23 protein-coding genes are annotated in these 24,723 nt (G+C 72.1%); 19 read left to right on the forward strand and 4 right to left on the reverse strand.

Features of this window, described 5'->3' with window-relative positions; translation table 11 throughout:
- Positions 1 to 29 precede the first annotated feature (29 nt).
- The gene (locus ACN263_RS01100) at positions 30 to 1,136 is read right to left on the reverse strand and encodes a citrate synthase 2 (protein ID WP_088986659.1); all 1,107 of its coding nucleotides are present in this window, start codon (positions 1,134 to 1,136) and stop codon (positions 30 to 32) included.
- Positions 1,137 to 1,416: 280 nt separating this feature from the next.
- Between ACN263_RS01100 and pdxH the strand changes: the two genes are divergently transcribed.
- The 7 genes from pdxH (at position 1,417) to ACN263_RS01135 (ending at position 7,514) form a co-directional block, all read left to right on the forward strand.
- Positions 1,417 to 2,046, forward strand: a complete 630-nt coding sequence (pdxH, locus tag ACN263_RS01105) for a pyridoxamine 5'-phosphate oxidase (RefSeq protein ID WP_422740902.1) — start codon at positions 1,417 to 1,419, stop codon at positions 2,044 to 2,046.
- Positions 2,043 to 3,341, forward strand: a complete 1,299-nt coding sequence (locus ACN263_RS01110; protein WP_422737973.1) for an MFS transporter — start codon at positions 2,043 to 2,045, stop codon at positions 3,339 to 3,341. Before pdxH ends, ACN263_RS01110 begins: the two co-directional genes overlap by 4 nt.
- A gap of 18 nt (positions 3,342 to 3,359) precedes the next feature.
- A complete protein-coding gene (locus tag ACN263_RS01115) occupies positions 3,360 to 4,289 on the forward strand; it encodes an aldose 1-epimerase family protein (protein ID WP_422737974.1) in 930 nt (309 codons plus the stop codon).
- Positions 4,289 to 4,891 (forward strand): nitroreductase family protein, encoded by a 603-nt coding sequence (locus tag ACN263_RS01120; RefSeq protein WP_422737975.1) that lies wholly within the window; start codon positions 4,289 to 4,291, stop codon positions 4,889 to 4,891. The genes ACN263_RS01115 and ACN263_RS01120 overlap by 1 nt, the downstream gene beginning before the upstream one ends.
- Before the next feature lie 187 nt (positions 4,892 to 5,078).
- Complete coding sequence (locus ACN263_RS01125) at positions 5,079 to 5,384, forward strand: type II toxin-antitoxin system VapB family antitoxin (protein WP_007454850.1); 306 nt, start codon at positions 5,079 to 5,081, stop codon at positions 5,382 to 5,384.
- 75 nt (positions 5,385 to 5,459) lie between these two features.
- Positions 5,460 to 6,620: an acyl-CoA dehydrogenase family protein gene (locus ACN263_RS01130; protein ID WP_422737976.1), complete on the forward strand. Its 1,161-nt coding sequence runs from the start codon at positions 5,460 to 5,462 to the stop codon at positions 6,618 to 6,620.
- A 99-nt stretch (positions 6,621 to 6,719) separates the two neighbouring features.
- Positions 6,720 to 7,514: a DUF4230 domain-containing protein gene (locus ACN263_RS01135; protein ID WP_422737977.1), complete on the forward strand. Its 795-nt coding sequence runs from the start codon at positions 6,720 to 6,722 to the stop codon at positions 7,512 to 7,514.
- Between the two features lie 382 nt (positions 7,515 to 7,896).
- Here the strand turns inward: ACN263_RS01135 and ACN263_RS01140 are convergent, their stop codons facing one another.
- Positions 7,897 to 8,106 (reverse strand): PspC domain-containing protein, encoded by a 210-nt coding sequence (locus tag ACN263_RS01140; protein WP_355049178.1) that lies wholly within the window; start codon positions 8,104 to 8,106, stop codon positions 7,897 to 7,899.
- A gap of 342 nt (positions 8,107 to 8,448) precedes the next feature.
- Between ACN263_RS01140 and ACN263_RS01145 the strand changes: the two genes are divergently transcribed.
- From ACN263_RS01145 to ACN263_RS01190, 10 genes are all read left to right on the forward strand, one after another.
- On the forward strand, positions 8,449 to 9,819 hold the full coding sequence (locus ACN263_RS01145; RefSeq protein ID WP_422737978.1) for an L-serine ammonia-lyase: 1,371 nt from the start codon (positions 8,449 to 8,451) through the stop codon (positions 9,817 to 9,819).
- A 72-nt stretch (positions 9,820 to 9,891) separates the two neighbouring features.
- Positions 9,892 to 10,719 (forward strand): ABC transporter permease, encoded by an 828-nt coding sequence (locus ACN263_RS01150; protein ID WP_422737979.1) that lies wholly within the window; start codon positions 9,892 to 9,894, stop codon positions 10,717 to 10,719.
- A gap of 1 nt (position 10,720) precedes the next feature.
- On the forward strand, positions 10,721 to 11,467 hold the full coding sequence (locus ACN263_RS01155) for an ABC transporter ATP-binding protein (RefSeq protein ID WP_354973251.1): 747 nt from the start codon (positions 10,721 to 10,723) through the stop codon (positions 11,465 to 11,467).
- Complete coding sequence (locus ACN263_RS01160) at positions 11,464 to 13,506, forward strand: DUF5941 domain-containing protein (protein ID WP_422737980.1); 2,043 nt, start codon at positions 11,464 to 11,466, stop codon at positions 13,504 to 13,506. The genes ACN263_RS01155 and ACN263_RS01160 overlap by 4 nt, the downstream gene beginning before the upstream one ends.
- 16 nt (positions 13,507 to 13,522) lie before the next feature.
- Complete coding sequence (locus ACN263_RS01165; RefSeq protein WP_422737981.1) at positions 13,523 to 15,733, forward strand: bifunctional glycosyltransferase/CDP-glycerol:glycerophosphate glycerophosphotransferase; 2,211 nt, start codon at positions 13,523 to 13,525, stop codon at positions 15,731 to 15,733.
- Between the two features lie 132 nt (positions 15,734 to 15,865).
- Positions 15,866 to 17,167, forward strand: coding sequence for an ABC transporter ATP-binding protein (locus ACN263_RS01170; protein ID WP_422740903.1), 1,302 nt, complete (start codon positions 15,866 to 15,868; stop codon positions 17,165 to 17,167).
- A 93-nt stretch (positions 17,168 to 17,260) separates the two neighbouring features.
- Positions 17,261 to 18,310, forward strand: a complete 1,050-nt coding sequence (locus ACN263_RS01175; protein ID WP_422737982.1) for a hypothetical protein — start codon at positions 17,261 to 17,263, stop codon at positions 18,308 to 18,310.
- Positions 18,311 to 18,368: 58 nt separating this feature from the next.
- Complete coding sequence (locus tag ACN263_RS01180) at positions 18,369 to 18,833, forward strand: DUF4442 domain-containing protein (protein ID WP_422737983.1); 465 nt, start codon at positions 18,369 to 18,371, stop codon at positions 18,831 to 18,833.
- 61 nt (positions 18,834 to 18,894) lie between these two features.
- Positions 18,895 to 19,671, forward strand: a complete 777-nt coding sequence (locus ACN263_RS01185) for an HAD family hydrolase (protein WP_422737984.1) — start codon at positions 18,895 to 18,897, stop codon at positions 19,669 to 19,671.
- Positions 19,668 to 22,043 carry a glycoside hydrolase family 65 protein gene (locus ACN263_RS01190; RefSeq protein WP_422737985.1) on the forward strand — a complete coding sequence of 792 codons (2,376 nt, stop codon included), beginning with the start codon at positions 19,668 to 19,670 and terminating at the stop codon, positions 22,041 to 22,043. Before ACN263_RS01185 ends, ACN263_RS01190 begins: the two co-directional genes overlap by 4 nt.
- 45 nt (positions 22,044 to 22,088) lie before the next feature.
- On the opposite strand, the gene ACN263_RS01195 is transcribed toward ACN263_RS01190, so the two are convergent.
- Entirely contained in the window at positions 22,089 to 22,283 is a 195-nt protein-coding gene (locus ACN263_RS01195; protein WP_422737986.1) for a hypothetical protein, read from the reverse strand.
- A 168-nt stretch (positions 22,284 to 22,451) separates the two neighbouring features.
- Between ACN263_RS01195 and ACN263_RS01200 the strand changes: the two genes are divergently transcribed.
- Complete coding sequence (locus ACN263_RS01200; RefSeq protein WP_422737987.1) at positions 22,452 to 23,129, forward strand: dienelactone hydrolase family protein; 678 nt, start codon at positions 22,452 to 22,454, stop codon at positions 23,127 to 23,129.
- Positions 23,130 to 23,138: 9 nt separating this feature from the next.
- Here ACN263_RS01200 and ACN263_RS01205 read toward each other — a convergent pair whose 3' ends face one another.
- Entirely contained in the window at positions 23,139 to 24,323 is a 1,185-nt protein-coding gene (locus ACN263_RS01205) for an AI-2E family transporter (RefSeq protein ID WP_422737988.1), read from the reverse strand.
- A 200-nt stretch (positions 24,324 to 24,523) separates the two neighbouring features.
- Here ACN263_RS01205 and ACN263_RS01210 point away from each other — a divergent pair, with 200 nt between their 5' ends.
- Positions 24,524 to 24,694 carry an antitoxin gene (locus ACN263_RS01210; protein WP_422740904.1) on the forward strand — a complete coding sequence of 57 codons (171 nt, stop codon included), beginning with the start codon at positions 24,524 to 24,526 and terminating at the stop codon, positions 24,692 to 24,694.
- The last annotated feature ends 29 nt before the right edge of the window (positions 24,695 to 24,723 follow it).

The following is a 24,723-nucleotide window of genomic DNA, read 5'->3' on the forward strand; positions in this document are numbered from 1 at the left end:
TACGTCGGACCGGGGCCCCGGTGAGCAGCTCAGACGCCGTGCGGGACGGCGCCCCAGCCCTCGACGTCGGACGGCTTGCGGGTCTCCGGACCCACGTACCGGGCGGACGGCCGGACCAGCCGCTGGAGGCGCTTCTGCTCCAGGATGTGCGCGCTCCAGCCGCCCATCCGGGCGCAGGTGAACATCGACGTGAACATGTGCGCCGGTACCTCGGCGAAGTCCAGCACCACGGCCGACCAGAACTCGACGTTGGTGGCGAGCACCCGGTCCGGGCGGCGGGCCTGAAGCTCGGCGAGGGCGGCCTTCTCCAGCGCCTCGGCGATCTCGAAGCGCGGCGCGCCCAGCTCCTTGGCGGTGCGCCGGAGCACGCGGGCGCGCGGGTCCTCGGCCCGGTAGACGCGGTGGCCGAAGCCCATCAGCCGCTCGCCGCGGTCCAGGACGCCCTTGACGTACCCCTCGGCGTCGCCGCTGCGCTCCACCGCCTCCAGCATGCTCAGCACGCGCGACGGCGCGCCGCCGTGCAGCGGGCCGGAGAGGGCGCCGATGCCCGACGAGATGCAGGCCGCCGCGTCGGCGCCGGTGGAGGCGACGATGCGGGCGGTGAAGGTAGAGGCGTTCAGGCCGTGCTCGGCGGCCGAGATGAAGTACGCGTCGACGGCCTTGACGTGCCGCGGGTCCGGCTCACCCCGCCAGCGCTTCATGAACCGCTCGACGATGGTCTGCGCCTTGTCGATCTCCTTCTGCGGCACCGCCGGCAGGCCGAGACCGCGAGCCGACTGGGCGACGAAGGAGAGCGCGGTCACCGACACCCGGGCCAGGTCCTCGCGGGCCTGCTCGTCGGAGATGTCCAGCAGCTGGTTGAGACCCCAGTACGGGGCCAGCATGGCGACCGCCGACTGCACGTCGACCCGGATGTCGCCGGAGTGCACCGGCACCGGGAACGGCTCCGCCGGCGGCAGGCCCGGCCCGAAGCGGCCGTCGACGAGCAGCGCCCAGACGTTGCCGAACGAGACCTGGCCGATCAGATCCTCGATGTCGACCCCGCGATAGCGCAGCGCGCCACCCTCGCGGTCTGGTTCGGCGATCTCGGTCTCGAAGGCGACGACGCCCTCCAGACCGGGTTTGAAGTCGGCCATGTCGCTCTCCTGGATCTGGTCGGTACGCCCGATCAGCTGATCCGGCCCGGTCGGCCGAGCGCCTTAGGCGACCCTCAGGGATGTGTTCGGAACATCTTGCCTGCTGTGTAACCGGATACGCGACCCAGTGCGACTGTGCTGCACGCGACATCTCCGGGCGCGCATTCTCCGCGCCGGTCGGTGAGACTGGGCGCAGCGGTCTGGCCAGCGCGGGAGGGCGCCGGTCGGCACGCCGAGAAGGAGTGGGTACGTGACGGGCGACACACCGACCCCGGCCGCGATGCGTAACGAGTACGCCGCGGACCTGGGCCTGACCGAGGCTGACCTGGCCGCCGACTGGTACACCCAGTTCGACAGGTGGTTCGCCGACGCGGTGGCTCACGGGCTGCCCGAACCCAACGCCATGGTGGTGGGCACAGCCGACGCCGCCGGCCGGCCGAGTGGGCGGACGGTGCTGCTCAAGGGGTACGACCCGGACGGCTTCGTCTTCTTCACCAACCACCTGTCCCGCAAGGGCGTCGAGGCGACCGAGAACCCGTACGCCAGCCTGGTCTTTCCGTGGTTTCCGATGCAGCGGCAGGTGGTGGTCGCGGGCTCGATCGCCCCGGTCGACCCGGCGGTGACCGAGTCGTACTTCGCCAGTCGGCCGCGCGGGTCGCAGGTGGGCGCGTGGGCCAGCCCGCAGTCGTCAGTGGTGCCGGACCGGGCCACCCTGGAGGAGCGCTACCGCGAGGTGGCCGAGCGGTACGCCGACGAGAGCGCCATCCCGCCGCCGCCGCACTGGGGCGGCCTGCGGGTCCGGCCGGACTCGGTGGAGTTCTGGCAGGGCCGGGCCGGCCGGCTGCACGACCGCCTGCGTTTTCGTCGCGTCGACGAGGGCGACTGGATCGTCGAGCGGCTGGCGCCGTGACCGGTGTGCAGGAGGCCCGGCCGCGCGGAGCGCGCCGCTGGGCGATCGACGTCCGCCCGCTGCGCGTCCCGGCGTACCGGCGGTTGTGGCTCGGCAACACCGTGGCGATGTTCGGCTTCCAGTTCACCGCCGTCGCGGTCCCGGTCGAGATGTACGCGCTCACCCGGGACTCGTTCTGGGTCGGTCTGCTGGGTGTGGCCGCGTTCGTACCCCTGCTGGTCTTCGGGCTCTGGGGTGGCGCGGTCGCCGACGCCCGCGACCGCCGTGCCGTGCTGCTCGGCGGCTCATTGTTGCTCTGGGCATCCACCCTCGGGCTGCTGGTCCAGGCGCTGCTGGACGTGGGCAGCCCGGTGCTGCTGCTGGTGTTGATGGCGGTGCAGTCGGTGGCGTTCGCGATCACCTCGCCGGCCCGCAGCGCCATGCTGCCCCGGCTGGTCCCGGACAACCTGGTGCCGGCCGCCAGCACCCTCAACTACACGACCTTCACCGCCGCGTCGGTCGCCGGCCCGCTCGCCGCCGGCCTCATCCTCTCCACCTCGTCGGACACGCGGGTGGCGCTGCCCATCGCGTACGGGTTGGACGCGGTGCTGTTCACCGCGATGCTCTGGGCGGCGCTGCGCCTGCCGGCGCTGCCGCCCGAACCGAGCGCCGACGGTCAGGTCCGCCGGGCCGGCCTGGCCAGCGTCATCGACGGCTTCCGGTACCTGGCCACCACGCCCGTGCTGCTGCTCTCCTTCGGCGTGGACCTGATCGCGATGATCCTGGCCATGCCGAGGGCCCTGTTCCCGGAGATCGCCAACGAGCGGTTCGGCGGGGGTGGCTCGGTCGGCCTGCTCTACAGCGCCATCGCGATCGGTTCCATGATCGGCGGGCTGACCTCCGGTTGGATCGGTCGGCTGCGGCGGCAGGGGGTCGGCCTGGTCGTCGCGGTGGTCGGTTGGGGCATCGCGATCGCCGCCGCCGGACTGGCCCAGCAGCTCTGGCTGATGGTCCTGCTGCTCGCCGTGGCCGGCGCCGCCGACCTGGTCAGCGCCGTGCTGCGCCAGTCCATGCTGCTGGTGTACGCGCCGGACCGGATGCGCGGACGACTCCAGGGCGTCAACACGGTGGTGGTGGCCGGTGGGCCGCGCCTCGGTGACCTGCGGGCCGGCACCATGGCGGCCGGGTTCGGCGGCGGGGTGGCCTGGGTCGCCGGCGGACTCGCCTCGGCGGTCCTCGTGGTGGTGCTCGCGGTCGCCTTCCCGGCGCTGCTGCGCTACCGGGCGACCACGGCGTCGAGCGGCGACCGGCCGTGACCGGTTAGGGTCGCCGGCATGGAAAGCCCCGAGCCGCGCCCCTTCTCCGGCGCACAGTGGACCATCGCCGCCGCGGGCCACGAGGCCGTCATCGTCGAGGTGGGCGGCGGGCTGCGGACGTACCGGCACGACGGCGTCGACCTGGTCGACGGGTACGGCGTCGACGAGGTCTGCCCCGGCTGCGCCGGCCAGGTGCTCGCGCCCTGGCCGAACCGGATCCGGGACGGTCGCTACGCGTACGGCGACCGCACGCACCAGCTCGCGCTGACCGAGCCGGCCCGGCACGTCGCCATCCACGGCCTGGTCAACTGGGTGCCGTGGCGACTGTTGGAGCAGTCCCCGGACGCGGTGACCCTCGGCTACGACCTGCCGCCGCAGCCCGGCTACGAATGGCCGCTGCGGCTGGTCAGCCGGTGGAGCGTGAGCGCGGACGGGCTGCGGGCCGAGCACGAGGTGACGAACGTCGGCACCGAGGTGGCCCCGTTCGGCTTCTCCGTGCACCCGTACCTGCAACTGCCCGGTGTCGCCGTGGACGACCTGGTCATGCGGCTACCGACGCGTACCCGGGTGATGGTGGACGGCCGGTTGCTCCCGGTCGGCGTGACGCCGGTGACCGGTACCGAGTACGACTGGACCAGCCCGCGCCGGATCGGCGACGCCGAGCTGGACCTGTGCTTCGGCGAGGTCATCCGGGACGCGGACGGCGGCTCCTCGGTGAGCCTGGCGGCGCCGGACTCCGCATCCGGGGTGAGCATCTGGGCGGACGCGGAGTTCGGCTGGTGGCAGGTCTTCACCGGTGACGCCCTCACCGGTGAGCGGCACCGCCGGTCGGTGGCGATCGAGCCGATGACCTGCCCGCCGGACGCGTTCCGGTCGGGCCGGGACGTGCTCGCGCTCAAGCCCGGCACGACCTGGCGGGGTGCCTGGGGCATCCGTCCCGGGGCCTGATGGAGTTCGCCGAGGTCGTCCGCCGTCGGCGGATGGTCCGCAACTACGACCCGGACCGTCCGGTCCCGCCCGACGTGGTGGACCGGCTGCTCGACCACGCCGTACGCGCCCCATCGGCCGGCTTCGCCCAGGGCTGGGGATTCCTGGTGCTGGAGGAGGCGGCCGACCGGGAGCGGTTCTGGGCGGCCACCACGCCGGACGGCGGCGGACGGGAGCGCTGGCTGGCGGGGATGCGCCGCGCGCCGCTCATCGTGGTGCCGCACGCCAACGAGTCGGCCTACCTGACCCGGTACGCGGAGCCCGACAAGGGCTGGACCGACCGGTCGACGGACCGCTGGCCGGTGCCGTACTGGTACGTCGACACCGGCTTCGCCGCGCTGCTCATGCTGCTCACCGCGGTGGACGAGGGGCTGGGGGCGTGCTTCTTCGGGATCCCGCCGCAGCGGCTGGCCACGTACCGGGAGAGTTTCGGTGTGCCGGCGGAGTACCAGCCCATCGGTGCCGTCACAATCGGTTACCGGGCACCCGACCATCGGTCACCGTCGTTGCGTCGTGGTCGTCGTGGAATCGACGAGGTGGTGCGGCGCGGCCGGTGGAGTTGAGCACGCCGTCCCGTTCGTCCGGTTGAGGATCGGACGAGCGATGGCGAAACTGACATCAGGGAGCAGAACGTCGCGTGCGCGGGGCCGCTAGGCTGGCACGGTCATCGGTGCCGCGCCGCGCGGTGCCCGCCGCGGCCCGGCTCGGCGCCGTCGGTCGGCCCGGTCACGGGGAGGGGAGCGTGCCGTCGTGATCTTCAGAGCGGTCCGGGACGGGCGTCCCTACCCGGAGCACAACCTGACGCTCAAGCAGTGGGCGGAGATCCCGCCGCGTCCGCTGCGCCTGGATCAGTTGATCACCACCAAGCGCGAGTTGGCGCTGGACAAGCTCCTCGCCGAGGACTCGACCTTCTACGGCGACCTCTTCCCGCACGTCGTGCAGTGGAACGGCGGCCTCTACCTCGAGGACGGGCTGCACCGCGCGCTGCGCGCCGCGCTGCAACAACGCAACCAGATCCACGCCCGGGTGCTGGTGCTCTCCGAACCGATCGAGTGAGCGGCGCGGCCGTCGAGCGTGCGACGCCGGCCGTCGAGTGAGCGGCGCGGGCTGAGGCTTCACTAAGGTGGCGGCATGACTGCCCTCGATCTGCTCGACCTGGACCCGTCGCTCACCGAGGAGGAGCGGCAGATCCGCGACGTCGTCCGCCGCCTCGTCGACGACCGGGTCCGCCCGCACGTCGCCGACTGGTACGAGGAGGGCCGCGTGCCGGCCCGCGAGTTGGCCCGGGAGTTCGGCAAGCTCGGGCTGCTCGGCATGCACCTGAGCGGGTACGGCTGCGCGGGCGCGTCCGCCGTCGCCTACGGGCTGGCGTGCCAGGAGTTGGAGGCCGCCGACTCCGGTGTCCGCTCGCTGATGTCGGTGCAGGGCTCGCTGGCGATGTACGCCATCTGGCGCTACGGCAGCGAGGAGCAGAAGCAGCGCTGGCTGCCGCCGATGGCCACCGGCGAGGCGATCGGCTGCTTCGGCCTCACCGAGCCCGACCACGGCTCCGACCCGGGGTCCATGGCCACCCGCGCCCGCCGCGACGGCGACGACTGGATGCTCACCGGCGGCAAGATGTGGATCACCAACGCGCCGATCGCCGACGTGGCCGTGATCTGGGCGCGTACCGACGACGGGGTACGCGGTTTCGCCGTACCCATGGACACGCCCGGCGTCACGGCGCGCGAGATCCGCCGCAAGATGTCCCTGCGCGCGTCGCTGACCGGCGAGATCTCGCTCGACGACGTCCGGCTCCCGGCCGCCGCCCAACTGCCCGAGGCCGTCGGGCTCAAGGCCCCGCTGAGCTGCCTGACCGAGGCCCGCCACGGCATCGTCTGGGGTGCCGTCGGCGCGGCGCGCGACTGCCTGGAAACCACCCTGGCGTACGCCACCACGCGCACCCAGTTCGGTCGGCCGCTCGCCGGGTTCCAACTCACCCAGGCCAAGCTCGCCGACATGGCCGTCGAGCTGGTGAAGGCCCAACTGCTCGCGCTGCACCTGGGCCGGCTCGCCGACGCCGGCCGGCTCCGCCCCGACCAGGTCAGCGTGGGCAAGCTGAACAACGTGCGGGAAGCCCTGGCCATCGCCCGGCAGTGCCGCACCATCCTCGGCGCCAACGGCGTCTCCGGCGAGTACCCGGTGCTGCGGCACGCGAACAACCTGGAGAGCGTGTTGACGTACGAGGGCACCTCGGAGATCCACCAGTTGATCGTCGGCCAGCGCCTCACCGGGCTTTCCGCCTTCGCCTGACCTGCCCGTTTACGCATTCCCGCCGCTCGCCGCGCGCCTGTCGTACGGGGGCCGTACCGTCATTGACAGACGACGTGTCTGACGAGGACGGTGAGTGTGATGGCTCGCGACGCTGACATCAACGAGCCCACGAGGGAGTTCCCCGGTTACCCGACCGGTGACGACCTCCGGGAGCGCTCGGCCGCGACACCCGACCCGACTCCGGGCGGGCCGGATGGCCCCGACGGTCGCGGCACCGGCGGGGGTGCGGGTGGGGGTGCGGCCCGTGGGCTGCTCCTGCTGCTCGGTGCCGCCGCGCTGGCCGTGGTGGTGCTGCTCGGCGTGCAGGCGACCGGTTTCCTGCCCGACTTCCGCAACCCGTTCGCCAAGGAGCAGACCGACCGCAGCCAGCCGCCGCTGCTGAAGTCGATCCAGGATCTGAGCCGTTACGTGGCGGCCGAAGGCAACTTCCAGGTCGTGGTCGACACCCAGAACGACCGGCGCAACGTCCCGGACTTCCTGCTCAACGAACGCACCCTGTTCGTCGGGGCGGGCAGCGTCGAGGCGTACGTCGACTTCACCAAGATCGGTGAGGGGGCCATCGTGCAGTCCGCCGACGGCAAGTCCGTCGAGATCAAGCTGCCCGCCCCGCAGCTCGGTGAGACCAACCTCGACATGGAGAAGAGCTACGTCTTCGCCGAGCAGCGTGGCCTGCTCAACCGGATCGGTGACCTGGTCGGCAACGACCCCAACCGGCAGCAGCAGATCTACCAGTTGGCCGAGGAGCGGATCACCGCCGCCGCCCGGGACAGCGGGCTCTCCGCCCGCGCCGAGGCCAACACCCGCAAGATGCTGGAAGGGCTGCTGCGCTCGTTGGGCTACCAGCAGGTCACGGTCACCTACACGGCCCCCTGACCCAGCCCTCTTACGCAGCGCTCCGGCGCTCTGGTCTGAAGCGGCGCCCGCCCCGACGATGGTCGAGGCGGGCGCTGCCCCGTCCGCCGCCCCGGCTGCCCGGTCCGCCTCCGCTGCCCGGTCCGCCGGGCCGCCGCTGCGCGGTCCGCCGGGCCGTCGATCGGGATGATCCACTCCACTTCGCCGATCTCGGGGTATCACCGCCCCCCGGAAAGCCCGACATCGGCGATGTCGAGTGGATCAAGGGCAGGGCGAGCGATGGGCTGCCAAGATCCGCGCAACTTCGGGGATCCTGCTGCCTCCGACGGTGGGGAAGCAGCAGTATCCCCGAAGTTGTGATTGGCTGCGGCCGGCCGGCCGGCCCCGACGCCAGGGGGTGGGGTCAGTGGCCGGTGGAGGCCAGGTAGCGGTCCTCGTTGGGCATCAGGATCCAGAGGATCAGGTAGACGACCACCTGGGTGCCGGGCAGCAGCAGGGACAGCAGGAACAGCAGCCGGACCATCCCGGCGGACATGCCGAACCGCTGACCGAGGCCGGCGCAGACACCGGCGAGCATGCGCCCCTGGCGGGGCCGAACCAGTTTGCGACTCATCGTCGTACTCCCACTCTGCGGCGGTGCGCCGCGTCTGCAATCCACGGTAGAAAGGGGCAGCCGCTCCGCCCTCGGTCCCGAGGAGGATCGGCGACCCGTGGACCCGTAGGTACTTACCCGTGCGGCACCCGCTCGACGCCCGGCCGGCCGGGCCGCCATGATCGGGTGGCCGGGCTGCCGTGCTGGGGTAAGGGGTGAGCTGGGCAGGTAGGCTGACAGGTCGGGCACCCACACCCCGGGTGACCGGCGGCCACCCGACCGGGCGGCCACGAGCGGGGCTGCCGACCGGCGGCCACGACAGGGCGGAATCCCCACCCGGGCGGACGCCGAGGAAGCGCAGCCATGATCAGTGTTTTCGACCTCTTCAGCGTCGGCATCGGGCCGTCCAGCTCGCACACCGTGGGGCCGATGCGGGCCGCAAGGACGTTCGTCGCCGGGCTCAAGGCCGACGGTCTGCTCGCCGACACCGCACGGGTGCAGGCGGAGCTGTTCGGGTCGCTGGGCGCCACCGGGCACGGGCACGGCAGTGGGCCGGCGGTGCTGCTGGGGCTGGCCGGCGAGGCCCCGGAGACGGTCGACACGGACACCGTCGGTCCGCGCGTCGAGCGCATCCGTGCCGAGCGGCGGATCAGCCTCCTCGGCGCGCACGAGATCGACTTCGACCCCGATCGGGATCTGACGCTGCACCGCCGGCGGTCGTTGCCGTACCACCCGAACGGGATGACCTTCGCGGCCTTCGACGCCGCCGGGGAGCAGGTCCGGGCCCGCACCTACTACTCGGTGGGCGGCGGTTTCGTGGTGGACGAGGAGGCGGCGGGCGCGGACCGGATCAAGCCGGACACGACGCGGGTGCGGTACCCGTTCCTGACCGGGGCGGAACTCCTCGACGTCACCACCGCCACCGGGCTGTCGATCAGCGAGGTGATGCTGGCCAACGAGCGATCGTGGCGCAGCGAGGCGGAGATCCGGGCGGGCCTGCTGGAGATCTGGCGGGTGATGCGGGAGTGCGTGCAGCGGGGTTGCGAGCGGGACGGCGTACTCCCGGGGGGTTTGAAGGTCCGGCGGCGCGCGGCGGAGCTGCGGCGCGGCCTGGAGGCGGACGCCGGGACGGCCGATCCGCTGCACGCGATGGACTGGGTGACGCTGTTCGCCTTGGCGGTGAACGAGGAGAACGCGGCCGGGGGTCGGGTGGTGACCGCGCCGACGAACGGCGCGGCGGGGATCATCCCGGCGGTGCTGCACTACTACAGCCGGTTCGTCGACGGGGCCGACGACGACGGGGTGGTGCGGTTCCTGCTGGCGGCCGGCGCGATCGGGGTGCTGTTCAAGGAGAACGCGTCGATCTCCGGTGCCGAGGTCGGCTGCCAGGGTGAGGTCGGCTCGGCGTGCTCGATGGCGGCGGCCGGGCTGGCCGAGGCGCTCGGCGGCACTCCGGAGCAGGTGGAGAACGCGGCCGAGATCGGGATGGAGCACAACCTCGGGTTGACCTGTGACCCGGTGGGTGGCCTGGTGCAGATCCCCTGCATCGAGCGGAACGCCGTGGCTAGCATCAAGGCGATCACGGCCGCCCGGTTGGCGCTGCGCGGCGACGGTGTGCACGCGGTCTCGCTGGACAAGGTCATCAAGACCATGCGGGAGACGGGCGCCGACATGAAGGTCAAGTACAAGGAGACGGCGCGTGGCGGTCTGGCCGTCAACGTGATCGAGTGCTGAAGCTGGTCGATTCAGGGCATTCGTTCACCGACTGCTAACCTGGCGTCCGTTTTCAGGAGGCGGGAGGCGGCGGTGACCTCTGGCGTCGCGGCCCTGTGGTCGCACCGCAACTCGCTGCGCATCCTGGTCCGACGGGACCTGGCGGTGAAGTACCAGCAGTCGGTGCTGGGGTACCTCTGGTCGCTGATCGAGCCGCTCGGCATGGGCGCGATCTACTGGTTCGTCTTCGGGGTGCTCTACTCCCGCGACACCGGTCGGCACCTCGGCGAGGCGGCCGGGTCGTACCCGCTGTTCCTGATCACCGGCATCTTCGCCTGGATGTGGACCAGCTCGGCGCTGAGCGAGGCGACCAACGCGTTGACCGGCCAGTCCCGGCTGATCACCACCATGAACGTGCCCCGGCAGGTCTTCCCGATCGGCCGGGTCAGCGGTCGGTTCGCCGAGTACGCGGCCGGCCTGCCGATCCTCGCCGCCATCGCGGTGATCTACGCGGCGCACGGGCGGATCCACCCCGGTTGGTCGCTGCTCGCCCTGCCGCTGGCGGTGGCCGTGCAGGCCGTGCTGTTGATCGGGCTGGCCCTGCTGCTGTCGGCCTGGAACGTGCTGATGCGCGACGTGGAACGGCTGATGCGGCTGATCATCCGGGTGCTCTTCTACGCCACGCCGATCATCTATCCGCTCAGCCTGGTCCGGGAGTCCGGCCTGCCGCACTGGCTGAAGGTGGTGTACGAGTTGAACCCGCTGGTCGGGATCTTCCAGCTGCACCACGCGATCTGGTACCCGGACGAGTTCCCGGACGCCCGGCTGCTCGTCACGACGATCGTCGGCAGCCTGCTGGTGCTGGCCGCCGGCTGGTGGTCGTTCCGCCGGTTGGAGCCCGCCGTGCTCAAGGAGCTGTGACGTGGCCGCGCCGATCATCGAGGCGGACGGGCTGGGCATCCGGTTCGTCCGCAACCGTCGCCGTCAGCTCCGGCTGCGGGAGCTGTTCATCCACCGGGGTGGGCGCGGCGCACTGCCCGGCCAGTTCTGGCCGCTGCGCGACGTGTCGTTCACCGTCGAGCCGGGCGAGACGGTCGGGGTGATCGGCCGTAACGGCACCGGCAAGAGCACCCTGCTGCGGCTGATCGCCGGGGTGCTCATCCCGGACGAGGGCGACATCCGGGTACGCGGCGCGGTGGCGCCGCTGCTGGAGTTGTCGGCCGGTTTCTCCAACGACCTGACCGGCCGGGAGAACCTGCACCTGGTCGGCGGGCTGCACGGGCTGTCGACGAGCTACCTGAAGCGGCACTTCGACGAGATCGTCGAGTTCGCCGGCGAGCAGGTGGAACGGGCCATCGACACGTCCGTGCGGCACTACTCGTCGGGGATGAAGGTGCGGCTGGGCTTCGCGATCATCTCGCACCTGCCGCACCCGATCCTGCTGATGGACGAGGTGACCGCGGTCGGGGACGCGGAGTTCCGCAAGAAGTGTTACGCGACGATTGACCGTCTGCTCGGGGAGGGGCGCACGCTCGTGCTGGTGTCACACAACGAAAAGGACCTGACCCGGTTCTGCCGTCGGGGGTTGTACCTCGACGCGGGCCGGTTGACGCTCGACGGCACCATCGCCGAGGCGCTCGACGCGTACCACGCCGCGGTCCCGCGGTGACGCTCGCGATCGTGCTCGCCGCCGGGACGTCCGCGGCGGGCCTCACCACCTCCAGCGGCGAGCCGCTGGCCGACCGGCTCGCCGACCAGTTGCGCCGGGCCGGGGCGACCGAGGTGCGCTTCGCCGCCACCCTGGACGAGCTGGCCACGGTGGCCGACGCCGCCGACGGTCCGCTGCTGATCACCGGCACCGACCTGGTGGCGCACACCGCCGTGCTGCGGCACCTCGCCACCAGCCCGGTGGGACCGACCGTGGCGCTGGTGCTGGGTGACCCGCCGGTGCCCGGCCGCACGGCGGTGCGGGAGGAACGCGGCCAGGTGGTCGACGCCGGACCGCTGGACGCTCTCGACGGCGACGCCACCGGCGTGTTCGGTGGCGCGCTCCGGGTCGGCGTGGACGACCTGCCGACGCTCGCCGCCGCCGCCCGGGCCGCCGCCGTCGGCGCGCGTCCCGTCGCCCCGGTCGGCCCGGCCGGCGACGTCTCGCCGCTGCCGGCGAGCGGGTCGGCCGGCCCGCACGACCCGGGGTCCGCCGTGGACCGGCTCGTCGCGGGTCTCGCGGCCCTCGGCACCCTGATCTTCGCCCAGCGGGTACGTCTGCTCGTGGCGCACCGGGTCGACGACGAGGCCGCGCTGGTCGCCGCCGAGGCGGCGGTGACCGCCGTCGACGAGGACCGGGCCGAGTTGCGGCTCTCGGTGAAGGAGCGGGACGACTTCTTCTCCACCTACTTCGTCAGCACCTGGTCGCCGTACGTGGTGCGGTGGGCGGCCCGACTGCGGCTCACCCCCACCGGGGTGACGGTGATCTCGGTGCTCTTCGCGCTGGCCGCCGCGGTGCTGTTCGGGGTCGGCGGGCGACCGGCGCTGGTCGGCGGCGCGGTGCTGCTGTACCTCGGCTTCGTGCTGGACTGCGTGGACGGCCAGTTGGCCCGCTACACCCGGCACTTCAGCGCCTGGGGCGGCTGGCTGGACACGATGGCCGACCGGGCCAAGGAGTACCTGGTCTACGCCGGGTTGGGTTTCGGGGTGAGCCACGCCGGGCTGGGCAACGGCTGGGCCCTCGCCATCGCCGCGATGACGTTGCAGACCGTCCGGCACATGACCGACACCTGGTACGGCGTGCTGCACGACGAGGCGGCCCGCCGGCCGCGTACCACGACGGGCGGCAGCGGCGGGATCGGTGACCGGTTGAACGCCGCGTCCACCCGGGTGCAGGCGGACACCGGCTCGGTGTCGTACTGGCTGAAGCGGACCGTCGTCTTCCCGATCGGCGAGCGCTGGGCGCTGATCGCGTTGACCGTGGCGCTGTTCAACCCGCTGGTCAGCCTGATCGCGGTGCTGGTGTGGGGTGGGCTGGCGTTCGCGTACACCGGTGCCTTGCGCACGCTGCGGGCCCGCTGGATGTGGGTGCCGGTGCTGGACACGGTCGACGCCACCCTGCACCGCGACGACGGTCCGTTGGCCCGTCGGCTGCCGGTGGTCCGCCCGATGGGGCCGCTCACCCTGGCGGTGATCGCCGCGCTCGGCCCGGCGGCTCTGCTGGTAGCGGCCCTGCTGGGGGACGCGCCGGACGGGCTGCGCTGGGCGGTGCCGGTGGCGTTGCTGGTGCTGCTGGTCGGCGGCCTCGGCGCCGGGGCCGCGCACAACGGGCCGCTGGACTGGCTGGTGCCGGCCGCGTTGCGGGCCGCCGAGTACCTGTTCGCGATCGCGGTCGGGGTGGTCGGTGGTGCACCGGGTTGGTTGATCTTCGGGTACGTCTTCGTGCTCACCGTGCACCACTACGACCTGACCGCCCGGTTGGAGAAGCGCCAGACGGCACCTCCGCTGCACCCCGCCACGCTGGGCTGGGAGGGACGATCGGTGCTGTTGGCCCTCCTGGCGATTGCCGGCACCGTGAGTATCGGCATGGCTACACTCGGTGCGTACCTTCTCGTGGTTTTCGTGGTGAGCGTCGTCCTGGCCTGGTTCGTCCGGCCGGCCCGTCGCGTGCGGGCGTCGGCCGCCGCGCCGGTGGGCGCGGGAGGTGCCGCGCCGCGCTGACGTAAGGGACGGCCGGATGACCTTGATCAGCTTCGTGGTGCCGGCCTTCAAGGTGCAGGGTTATCTGCGCGAGTGCCTGGACTCGATCCTGGGCCAGCCGGAGACCGACCTCGAACTGATCGCGGTCGACGACTGCTCGCCCGACGCCAGCGGCGAGATCATCGACGAGTACGCGGCGCGTGACCAGCGGGTCCGGGCCGTCCGGCTGGCGGAGAACGTCGGTCTCGGTCCGGCCCGCAACATCGGGCTGGACCGGGCCGTCGGCGAGTACGTGTGGTTCCTCGACGGGGACGACTGGCTGGCGCCGGACTGCCTGTCGGAGGTGGCCGAGCGGCTGCGGGCGACCCGGCCGGACGTGCTGCTGGTGGACCACGTCCGGACACACTGGAACAACACCGCCACCCGCAGCGCGATGGCCGAGGTGTTCCCGGAGTCGCCCGGTCCGGAGACGTTCGGGCTGCGGGAACGGCCCGAGGCCATGCGGCTGCTGCACACCGCCTGGAACCGGTTGGTCCGCCGGGAGTTCCTGGTCAACCTGGGCCTGCGCTTCTCGGCCGGGTGGTACGAGGACGTCTCGTTCAGCTACCCGGTGCTGATGGCGGCGCGTCGGATCGGCGTACTCGACCGGGTCTGCGTGAACTACCGGCAGCGCCGCGCCGGCGCGATCACCAAGACCCGAGGGGACCGGCACTTCGAGGTCTTCGCCCAGTGGCACCGGGTCTTCCTGTTGATGGATGCCTGGTCGCCGACGGTGGACGCGCTGCGCCCGGCGGTCTTCGAGCGGATGATCTGGCACTACCTGACCGTGCTCGGCAACGGTCAGCGCATCGCCCCCGAGCTGCGGCCGGCGTTCTTCGCGCAGATCAGCGCGGACTACGCGCGGTGGCTGCCGGTCGGCGGGTACCCCGTGCCGGAGGGTGTCGAAGGGGTGAAGCACCGGCTGGTCGCGAGTGGCCGGTGGCGGACGTTCAGCGCCCTGCGGGCCGCCAGTCGGGCCCGCGACACGGCCCGCCGGCAGGCGCGGACCGCCCGGCGTCGGGTCGGTCCGGTGGCCCGGCGTGGCGCCCGGCTGACCCGCGACGGCCTGCTGCGCGAGTACTACCGGGCGGAGCTGCGCCGGCCGGTGGACCCGACGCTCGCGGTGTACGCGGCGTACTGGTTCCGGGGTTACTCCTGCAACCCGGCGGCGATCTACGAGGCCGCCCGCCGGCTGGCTCCCGGCGTACGCGGGGTGTGGATCGTGCGCCGCGACCGGGTGGACGCCGTGCCGGACGGGGTGGAGTACGTGGTCGCCGGCACGCCGGCCTACTACCGGGTGCTGGCCCGGGCCCGGTGGCTGGTCAACAACGTGAACTACCCGGACTTCGTCCGCAAGCGACCGGAGCAGGTGCACGTGCAGACCCACCACGGCACCCCGGTCAAGGTGATGGGGTTGGACCAGCAGCGCTACCCGATCGGCGCGGGGCGGATGGACTTCCCCGGCCTGCTGCGCCGGGTGGACCGCTGGGACTACAGCGTCAGCTCGAACAGCTTCTCCACCCAGATGTGGGATCGGGCCTACCCGGCCACGTACGCCACCCTGGAGGTGGGTTACCCGCGCAACGACCGGCTGGTCACCGCCGGTCCCGACGAGGTACGCCGGCTGCGCGCCGAGTTCGGGCTCGCCCCGGACGAGCAGGTGGTCCTGTACGCCCCGACGCACCGCGAGCACCTGCCCGGTTACCGCCCGCCGTTCGACCCGGACCGGTTCGTCGAGGCGCTGGGTGACTCGGGTCGGCTGCTGATGCGCAGCCACTACTTCCACGACCGGGAGCGCCGGCCCGGCCGTCCGGCGGCGTTCCGCCGGGTCCGCGACGTCAGCGGCTACCAGCGCGTGGAGGATCTCTACCTGATCGCCGACGTGCTGGTCACCGACTACTCGTCGGCGATGTTCGACTACGCGGTACTGGACCGGCCGATCGTGCTCTACACACCGGACTGGGAGGCGTACCGCCTGGCCCGCGGTGTCTACTTCGACGTCACGGCGGAACCGCCGGGTGCGGTGGCCGCCACCTTCGCCGACCTGCTCGACCTGTTCCGCACCGATGCCGTGCGCTCGGACGCGGCCGGCAAGGCCCGCGAGCGCTTCCGTAGCCGGTTCTGCGGGCTGGACGACGGGCGGGCCGCCGAGCGCGTGGTGCGCCGGGTATTCCTCGGCGAGCCGCCCGACCAGCCGGCAGGCTGCTGACAGCTCCACCTCTCGTACGCCGCGTAATGGTGGCGACATGAGCCGAACATGAGACGTTTACCCGATGTGCGGGACCAATGATCCTGGTCACAGTCATCAGGAGTTCGGCCGAGAGACGTGGGGGACATGACGGTGAGCACCGTCGCGCTTAAAGATGTGACAAAGGTTTTCAAGGACGGCACGCTGGCCGTCGACAGCATAAATCTCGATGTGAACGATGGCGAGTTCATGGTGTTGCTGGGGCCGTCGGGCTGCGGCAAGTCCACCGTGCTGCGCATGATCGCCGGACTGGAGGACCCGACGCAGGGCGCGGTGCTGCTCGACGGGGAGCTCGCGAACGACCTGCCGCCCCGCGACCGTAAGATCGCCATGGTCTTCCAGGACTTCGCGCTCTACCCGCACATGACCGTCGGCGACAACATCGCCTTCCCGTTGCGGCTGGCCGGGGTGGAACCGGAACCGCGCGGCGAGCGGGTCACCGACGTGGCGAGCGCTCTCGGCATCAGCGACGTGCTGGGCCGCAAGCCCGGCCAGCTCTCCGGTGGCCAACGCCAGCGGGTCGCCATGGGCCGCGCGATCGTCCGACGGCCCGGGTTGTTCCTGATGGACGAGCCGCTGTCGAACCTGGACAGCGGGCTGCGCGCCGAGCTGCGGGCGGAGATCTCCGGACTGACCCGGGAGCTGGGCGTCACCACCGTCTACGTGACCCACGACCAGGCCGAGGCGCTGACCATGGCGGACCGGGTGGCCATCATGCGTCGGGGCGTCCTCCAGGACGTGGGCACGCCCACCCAGGTGTACGGCCGGCCGGCGACGCTCTACGTGGCCGCCTTCCTGGGCAGCCCCCGGATGAACCTGCTGGAGGCGTCGGTCTACGTCCACCTCGACCGGTACATCGCGCTCAACCTCGGCGAGCAGTCGCTCTACCTGCCCTGGAACGACATCCGCAGTCGGGCCGTGGCGCACTACCACGGCGAGCGGATCGTGGTCGGGATGCGGGCCGAGGCGCTCACCCCGGTCGCCCCGGACAGCCCCGGTGACGTGCTGCGCGGCCGGATCCGCTACCTGGAGCACCACGGGCACGAGTCGCTGGCGTTCCTCGACATCGGTGCGACCGCGATCATGGTGGACGAGATGGGCGCGCCGCTGGACCCGCCCCCGGTCGGCCAGCGTGGCCTGCGCCGGTTCGGCGCGGTGATGCAGCGGCTCACCGGCAAGCCGGTGGAGCCCGAGGAGACGCCGACCGGCACGTCGCGGTCGACGAGCGTGCTGCCCGACCCGGGTCGGCACCACCGCCGCCCGGCGGAGCTGGCGGTCCGGCTCGCGCCGTACCCGGCGGTCACGGCCGGGCACCCGCTCGCCGTCTCGGTCCGGATGGACGCCCTGCACTTCTTCGACGAGCGCGGCGCACGTATCGACGTGGGGTGGCGGTGACGCCACGCCGGAGCGGGGTGGCGGGCCGTACGTCCGGTGCCCTACCGTCTGCCCACCCAGTCCATTTCGTGCCTGACCGAGAGGGGTGCCCCCGTGTCGGGTGACCGTCCCAGTCCGCTCGTCATCGAGCGCATCCTGCGGGACCGCCAGGGCATCTGGCAGCAGATCGTGGCCGAGGGCGACCTCAACGCCCTCACCGGACGGATGCTGGCCAGCTCCGCCGTCGCTCTCGCCTGTTACGGGGCGGTGCTCGGCGCGTTCCACAGCCCGCTGATGGCGTTGACGTCCGCACTGAAGCTGCCCCTGCTGTTCCTGGTGACGCTGGCCATCTGCCTGCCCACGCTCTACCTGTTCAACCTGGTGTTCGGCGCCCGGCTCTCGGTGCGTCAGTCGTTGGCACTGGTGATGGTGGCGATCACCGTCACCTCGATGCTCGCGGTGGCCTTCGCGCCGATCAGCCTCTTCTTCCTGATCACCGCGCCTGACTACGGCTTCTTCAAGCTGCTCAACGTGGCGATCCTGACGCTGTCGGCGCTGGTCGGGCTGCGCTTCCTGACCGGCGGCATGCAGGTGCTCAACGACCACGGTCTGCTCGCCCCGGCGGCGGACGCGACGGCCACGGCCAACGCCCCCGCTCAGGTCGGCGCCGCTGCGGCGGTCAGCGCTCCGGCCCAGGTCAACGCCCCGGTCGCCGTGCCCGCCGGGGCCACTGCGGCCACCGCGACGGCGGGTGCGGCCGAGCCGGTCGCGGTTCCGGCCGGCGCGGCTGTCGTCTCGACGGCGAACGGTGCCGCGCCCGACGGCACGAGCGCCACCACCACCGCGCCGAACCAGCCGGCGGTTCCGGCGCAGTGGAGTGGGCAGCAGCCCGGCGTCGCGTTCCCGCCCGGCGCGGTGCCGCCGGGCTACCCGGTGCAGCAGCGCCCGTGGGCCACCCCACCGGTCCGCCGCGGTGAACCCACGCAGCGCCCGGCCAGCATGACGCTGCTCTACATCTGGATCCTGCTCTTCGGCTTCGTCGGCACCCAGCTGGCGTGGACGCTGCGCCCGTTCTTCGGCGACCCGGGTCAGGATTTCTCCCTCTTCCGCAGCATCGACGGCAACTTCTACGCGGAGATCCTGCGCACGATCTCCAACCTCTGACCGTGGCACAGGAAAAACCCTGGTTGCCGGGCTGGTTACCGAGAAGTAGCGTCGGGTCATGACCATCGACTCCCGCCAGGTGGCGGCCGGCATCCTGCAAGCGGTGCCGTTCGCCCGCACGCTCGGCATCGAGTTCGTCGAGGTGGCGCCCGAGGCGGACGGCGGCGTGCGGGCCGTCGTCCGGCTCCCTGACACGCCGGCCACCCACAACCACGTGGGTGGCCCGCACGCCGGGGCGATGTTCACGCTCGGCGAGACGGCCTCCGGCGCGGTCGTGCTGGCCGCCTTCGGGCAGCTGCTCGACCGGGCCGTGCCGCTCGCCGTCCGGGCCGAGATCGCCTACCGCAAGTTGGCCCTGGGTGCGGTGCTGGCGACCGCGCGGCTCGGGCGCCCGGCGTCGGAGGTGGTCGCCGAGCTGGAGTCCGGCCAGCGGCCCGAGTTCGGAGTTGAGGTGGAGATCGCCACGGAGGACGGCACGCCCACGTCGGCCATGACGGTGATCTGGACCCTGCGGCCGAACTGAGCCGGCCGGACGGCGGCGCAAAACGGGTTTGCGGACCCAACGGGGTGGTTAGATTCGTACCGTGCTGGGCCTACCTGCTCATGTGACCGCCTGTCTCTTCGATCTGGACGGTGTGCTGACGCAGACCGCCCGGGTGCACAACGCCGCCTGGACCGAGACGTTCGACGAGTTCCTGCGCAAGCGCGCCACGGAGACCGGAACGCCTTTCCAGCCGTTCGATCCCGGCCCCGACTACAACCGCTACGTCGACGGCCGACCCCGTGCCGACGGCGTCCGGTCGTTCCTCGCCTCCCGGGGGATCGTGCTCCCCGAGGGCAGCCCGGACGATCCGCCGGACGCCGACACGGTCAACGGCATCGGCAACCGCAAGAACGTCCTCCTGCTGGACCGGCTGCGCACCTCCGGCGTCGAGGTGTACCCGGGCTCGGTGCGCTACCTGCGGGCGGCAACCACCGCCGGGCTGCGCCGGGCGGTGGTCACCGCGAGCGCCAACGGGCGCGAGGTGGTTTCCGCCGCCGGGCTGGCGGACCTGCTCGAAGCGCGGGTCGACGGGATCGTGGCCCGGGAACAGCAGTTGCGCGGCAAGCCGCACCCCGACACCTTCCTGGCCGGCGCCAAGGCCCTGGGCGTCGACCCGACGCAGGCCGCCGTCTTCGAGGACGCGCTCTCCGGAGTGGCCGCCGGCCGGGCCGGCGGGTTCGGGTACGTGGTCGGTGTCGACCGGGTCGGGCAGGCCGACGAGCTGCTGGCCCACGGCGCCGACATCGTGGTGCAGGATCTCGCCGACCTGCTCGACGCGGGCGACGCCGCCCCGCCCGGCCCTCGGGGGCACGCGTGATCCGGGAGCGGGCCTATCCCGTCGAGCCGTGGCACATCCGGGAGACCCGCCTGGACATGGACGTGCTGGCCCAGTCGGAATCGGTCTTCGCGCTCTCCAACGGGCACGTCGGCCTGCGTGGCAACCTCGACGAGGGCGAGCCGCACGGCCTGCCCGGCACCTACCTCAACTCGTTCTACGAGCTGCGTCCGCTGCCGTACGCGGAGGCCGGCTACGGCTTCCCCGAGTCCGGGCAGACCATCGTCAACGTCACCAACGGCAAGCTGATCCGGCTGCTGGTCGACGACGAACCGCTTGACGTCCGCTACGGCGAGCTGCTGTCCCACGAGCGGATCCTCGACATGCGGGCCGGCACCCTGCACCGGGAGCTGCACTGGCGTTCCCCGGCCGGCCGTGAGGTCAAGGTCCGCAGCACCCGGCTCGTGTCGTTCACCCAGCGGTCGGTCGCCGCGATCAGCTACGAGGTCGAGGCCGTCGACGGCCCGCTGCGGCTGATCGTGCAGTCCGAGCTGGTGGCCAACGAGTCGCTGCCCGCGCAGAGCAAGGATCCCCGGGTCGCGGCCGTGCTGGAATCGCCGTTGCAGGCCGAGGAGGAGCTGACCACCCCGGACGGCGGCCAGCTCATCCACCGTACGAAGGTGTCCGGGCTGCGGGTCGCCGCCGCCATGGAGCACGAGGTGCACGGCCCGGACCACACCACCATCGAGTCCGAGGGGTACCAGGACTGGGTGCGCACCACCATCGGCTGCGTGCTCAAGCCCGGCGAGAAGCTACGGGTGGTCAAGTATCTGACGTACGGGTGGTCGAGTCGACGTTCGTTGCCCGCGCTGCGCGACCAGGTCGGCGCGGCGCTGGCCGGCGCCCGGTTGGACGGCTGGGACGGGCTGCACCGGGAGCAGCGCGCCTACCTGGACGAGTTCTGGGACGCGGCCGACGTGCTGGTCGAGGGCGATCCGGAGATCCAGCAGGCGGTGCGCTTCGGGCTGTTCCACGTGCTCCAGGCCGGCGCCCGCGCCGAGCAGCGGCCGATCTCGGCGAAGGGACTGACCGGCCCCGGGTACGACGGGCACGCCTTCTGGGACACCGAGATGTTCGTTCTGCCGGTGCTCACGTACACCCAGCCCAGCGCGGTGCGCAGCGCCCTGCAGTGGCGGCACAGCACCCTGGAACAGGCCCGGGAACGGGCGGCGACGCTCAACTTCGCGGGCGCCGCCTTCCCGTGGCGGACCATCGAGGGGCCGGAGTCGTCCGGGTACTGGCCGGCGGGTACGGCGGCGTTCCACATCGCCGCGGACATCGCGGACGCGGTACGACGCTACGTGCTGGTCACTGGGGACACCGCCACCGAGCGGGAGATCGGGCTGGAGCTGCTGGTGGAGACCGCCCGGCTGTGGCGCTCGATCGGGCACCACGACCGGCACGGCCGGTTCCACATCGACGGGGTGACCGGTCCCGACGAGTACACCGCGGTGAAGAACGACAACATCTACACCAACCTGATGGCCCAGCGGAACCTGCTCACTGCCGCCGACGTGGTGATGCGTTACCGGGACGAGGCGTTCCACCTCGGGGTCACCGACGAGGAGGCGGCGAGCTGGCGGGACGCCGCCACGTCGATGCACGTGCCGTACGACGACGAGTTGGACGTGCACCAGCAGGTGGAGGGGTTCACCCGGTTGCAGGAGTGGGACTTCGCGCACACGCCCGCCGAGAAGTACCCGCTGCTGCTGCACTATCCGTACTTCGACCTGTACCGCAAACAGGTCGTCAAGCAGGCCGACCTGGTCCTGGCGATGCACTGGCGCGGGGACGCGTTCACCCCCGAGCAGAAGGTCCGCAACTTCCTCTACTACGAGCGTCGGACGGTGCGTGACTCGTCATTGTCGGCCTGCACCCAGTCGGTGCTCGCCGCCGAGGTGGGCCATCCCGACCTGGCGCACATCTATCTGCGCGAGGCCGCGCTGATGGACCTGCACGACCTGAACGAGAACACCCGCGACGGCGTGCACATGGCCTCGCTGGCCGGCGCGTGGCTCGCCCTGGTGAGCGGGTTGGGCGGGCTGCGCGACCACGACGGTGGGTTGTCGTTCGCGCCCCGGCTGTCCAGCCGGCTCACCCGCCTGGAGTTCTCGCTGCAGTGGCGGGGTCTGGCGCTGCGGGTGGACGTCCGCCCGCACCAGACGACGTACTCGCTGCGCCACGGCGGCCCGGACGACGTCGTGGAGCTGCGGCACCACGACCAGATCGTGCGGGTCACCTGCGACGAACCGGTGACCGTGCCGGTGCCGCCGGCCGAGCCCTCGGGGCCGCCGCCGGAACAGCCGCCGGGCCGGTCGCCCCTGCTCCGGCTGCCCGAGAACAAGGAGCAGTGACGGCCGGGGCGGGAGTGCTCCCGCCCCGGCCGTTCCGCGCGTACGTCAGACCGGCTCGCCGGTCGAGGGGCGTCCGATCGCGTCCCGCGGCGCAGCCGCCTTGGGATCGTCGGGGAGACGGGCCGAGGCGGCCTGGTCACCGAAGTCCTGGTCCCCGAAGTCCTGGTTGCGCTCGGCGTCCTGTTCACGCTGGGCGCGTTCGGCCAGCTGCTGCTGTCGGGAAATCTGCTGCTTGGCCATGGTGGTCCTCGCGATCCGTCGGGGGCGCGGCTGCGCCTACACGGTCTGCGGTCTCTCGCCGCGTACCCGGCTGCCCACCCGGCAAACGCCGCCCACCGGCCGCCGCCCGGGGCGCGTGCGACGCGACCGGCGGGGTAACCGGAGCGCAGGCGAGTACGGAGGTGCGGCATGGACGAGCAGCGCAGCACGGTGACCATCCCGGTTCGGGACGCCCAGCTCCCCGCCGACCTGCTCCTGCCGGCTCAACCGGTGGGCGTGGTGCTGTTCGCGCACGGCAGCGGTAGCTCGCGGCACAGTCCGCGCAACGTCGCGGTGGCCCGCACGCTGAACTCCCGCGGCCTCGCGTGCGTCCTGGTCGACCTGCTCACCCCGGCCGAGGAGGAGGTGGACACGCGCACCGCCGAACTCCGGTTCGACATCGGGATGTTGGCCAGCCGGCTGGCCGGGATCGTCGACTGGTTGGCGGCCGAACACCCGGCGGGTGACGTGCCGATCGGTCTCTTCGGTGCCAGCACCGGTGCCGCCGCCGCGCTGGTGGCGGCCGCGTCGCGTGCCGACCGGGTGGGTGCGGTGGTCTCCCGAGGCGGCCGACCCGACCTGGCGGGCACCGCGCTGGGCAAGGTGCGTACTCCGACGTTGCTGTTGGTCGGCGGCGCGGACGAGGAGGTGCTGGCGCTCAACGAGCGGGCGCTCGTCGAGCTGGGGGACGTGGGCGAGCTGTGGGTGGTGCCGGGCGCCACCCACCTCTTCGAGGAGCCCGGCACGCTCGACCAGGTCGCCGAGCACGCCGGCGCCTGGTTCACCACCCATCTCGCCCGGATGACGACCGCGTCCCGCCGTTGGTGAGCGGGCTCATCACTCCGTGAGGTCGGCGGTAGCGCGGCGGCGTTGGACGGTGTCGACGACGCGCCACAGCACGGCGGTGATCGGGACGCTGACGAAGGCGCCCGCGATGCCCGCGATGAGGGTGCCGGCGGTGACCGCCACCAGGATCACGGCGGGGTGCAGGCGTACCTGACGCTTCATCACCAGCGGTTCCAGCAGGTTGCCCTCGATCTGCTGCACTGCGACCACGGCGGCGAGGGTGAGCAGCGCGGTCGTCGGCCCGTTGGCGGCCAGGGCCACCAGCACCGCGACCGCGCCCGCGACCGTCGCCCCGATGATCGGCACGAAGCCGCCGAGGAACGTGATCAGTGCCAACGGCAGGGCCAGCGGCACCCGCAGCACCACCAGGGCCAGGCCGATGCCGATCGCGTCGATGGCCGCGATGATCATCGTCCCTCGGCTGTACGCGCCGAGCGTCTGCCAGCCGGCCCGGCCGGCCTCGGCCGCCACGGAGCGGTTCGGGCCGGTCATCCGGGACAGCGTCCAGTGCCACATCGACCGACCGTCCTTCAGCAGGAAGAAGAGCAGCACCAGGGCGAGCAGCGCGGAACCGACGACCTCGCTGGCCGTCCGGGCGCCGGACACGGGGTCCGGAGAGCTGCCGCTGAGCCCCTCCCGGGCCTGGTCGACGAGTTTGTCGAGTTGGGCCTCGCTGACCGGCAGGGTGGACGTCACGAAGTCGCGGCTGCGGTCGAGACCCTGGGTGAGTTCCTGGCTGAGCTGGTCGAACTGGCTGGCGGTCCGGTTCCAGACCAGCGCGCCGACGCCGACCAGGATGCCGAGCAGCAGCAGCACGGTGAGCAGCGCGGCCAGCGCGGCGGGTAGCCGCAGGCGGCGCAACCGGACCAGCACCGGGTCCAACAGCGCGGTGAGGAAGATGGTGGCGGCCAGGGCGATGGCGAGCGGGGCCAGCAGGACGGCGATCCGACCCAGCAGGTAGAGCCCGGCGACGATCACCACCAGGCAGGCGCTCCACGACACCGCGGTCCGTACCAGCCAGGGCAGCGCCGCCCACGCGTGCCGGGGCCCGGTGTCACCGGCCGGGGCCGTGCCGCCGAGTGCCGCCGTGCCGCCGGCCCGCGCCGCCGTGGTGCCCGCCTGCTGCGCGCCGCCGGTTGTCGGCGCGGCGTCCGCCCCGGGTTCGTCTGCCGTCATGTCGGCCCTCCTCGATCTCGGCGAGGTCGGTACCCGGCCGGCCGTGCGCCGACACCCGGCCGTCCGCGCGGATCGTACGCCGGCCCGGGTCCGCTGTTCGGGCCTTCGCGGTCTACGCCCCACCGGAGGCGTTTGCGCGGTCGGGACCAGGGAACGCGAAAGGGGACTACCCGAGGAGGAGGAACGCCGTGGGTGACTTCATGGACAAGGCCAAGGATTTCGCGGACAAGCACGACAAGCAGGTCGACCAGGGTATGCAGAAGGCTGGCGACATGGCCGACAAGCGCACCGGTGGCAGGTACGACGACCAGATCGACAAGGGCGTCGACCAGGCCCAGGCGCGTACCGGTGAGGGTGACCAGGTCCGCTGAGGTACCGGACGTGTCCCGGGTCGTCGAGA

The organism is Micromonospora sp. WMMD729 (genome assembly GCF_049315225.1).
Taxonomy (GTDB): domain Bacteria; phylum Actinomycetota; class Actinomycetes; order Mycobacteriales; family Micromonosporaceae; genus Micromonospora.

Excerpts from the sequence above, each read along its gene's own strand:
- ACN263_RS01100 (WP_088986659.1), bottom strand. The coding sequence starts at position 1,136 with ATGGCCGACTTCAAACCCGGTCTGGAGGGCGTCGTCGCCTTCGAGACC.
- pdxH (WP_422740902.1), top strand. The coding sequence starts at position 1,417 with ATGCGTAACGAGTACGCCGCGGACCTGGGCCTGACCGAGGCTGACCTG.
- ACN263_RS01115 (WP_422737974.1), top strand. The coding sequence starts at position 3,360 with ATGGAAAGCCCCGAGCCGCGCCCCTTCTCCGGCGCACAGTGGACCATC.
- ACN263_RS01120 (WP_422737975.1), top strand. The coding sequence starts at position 4,289 with ATGGAGTTCGCCGAGGTCGTCCGCCGTCGGCGGATGGTCCGCAACTAC.
- ACN263_RS01130 (WP_422737976.1), top strand. The coding sequence starts at position 5,460 with ATGACTGCCCTCGATCTGCTCGACCTGGACCCGTCGCTCACCGAGGAG.
- ACN263_RS01135 (WP_422737977.1), top strand. The coding sequence starts at position 6,720 with ATGGCTCGCGACGCTGACATCAACGAGCCCACGAGGGAGTTCCCCGGT.
- ACN263_RS01140 (WP_355049178.1), bottom strand. The coding sequence starts at position 8,106 with ATGAGTCGCAAACTGGTTCGGCCCCGCCAGGGGCGCATGCTCGCCGGT.
- ACN263_RS01145 (WP_422737978.1), top strand. The coding sequence starts at position 8,449 with ATGATCAGTGTTTTCGACCTCTTCAGCGTCGGCATCGGGCCGTCCAGC.
- ACN263_RS01165 (WP_422737981.1), top strand. The coding sequence starts at position 13,523 with ATGACCTTGATCAGCTTCGTGGTGCCGGCCTTCAAGGTGCAGGGTTAT.
- ACN263_RS01180 (WP_422737983.1), top strand. The coding sequence starts at position 18,369 with ATGACCATCGACTCCCGCCAGGTGGCGGCCGGCATCCTGCAAGCGGTG.
- ACN263_RS01195 (WP_422737986.1), bottom strand. The coding sequence starts at position 22,283 with ATGGCCAAGCAGCAGATTTCCCGACAGCAGCAGCTGGCCGAACGCGCC.
- ACN263_RS01200 (WP_422737987.1), top strand. The coding sequence starts at position 22,452 with ATGGACGAGCAGCGCAGCACGGTGACCATCCCGGTTCGGGACGCCCAG.
- ACN263_RS01205 (WP_422737988.1), bottom strand. The coding sequence starts at position 24,323 with ATGACGGCAGACGAACCCGGGGCGGACGCCGCGCCGACAACCGGCGGC.
- ACN263_RS01210 (WP_422740904.1), top strand. The coding sequence starts at position 24,524 with ATGGACAAGGCCAAGGATTTCGCGGACAAGCACGACAAGCAGGTCGAC.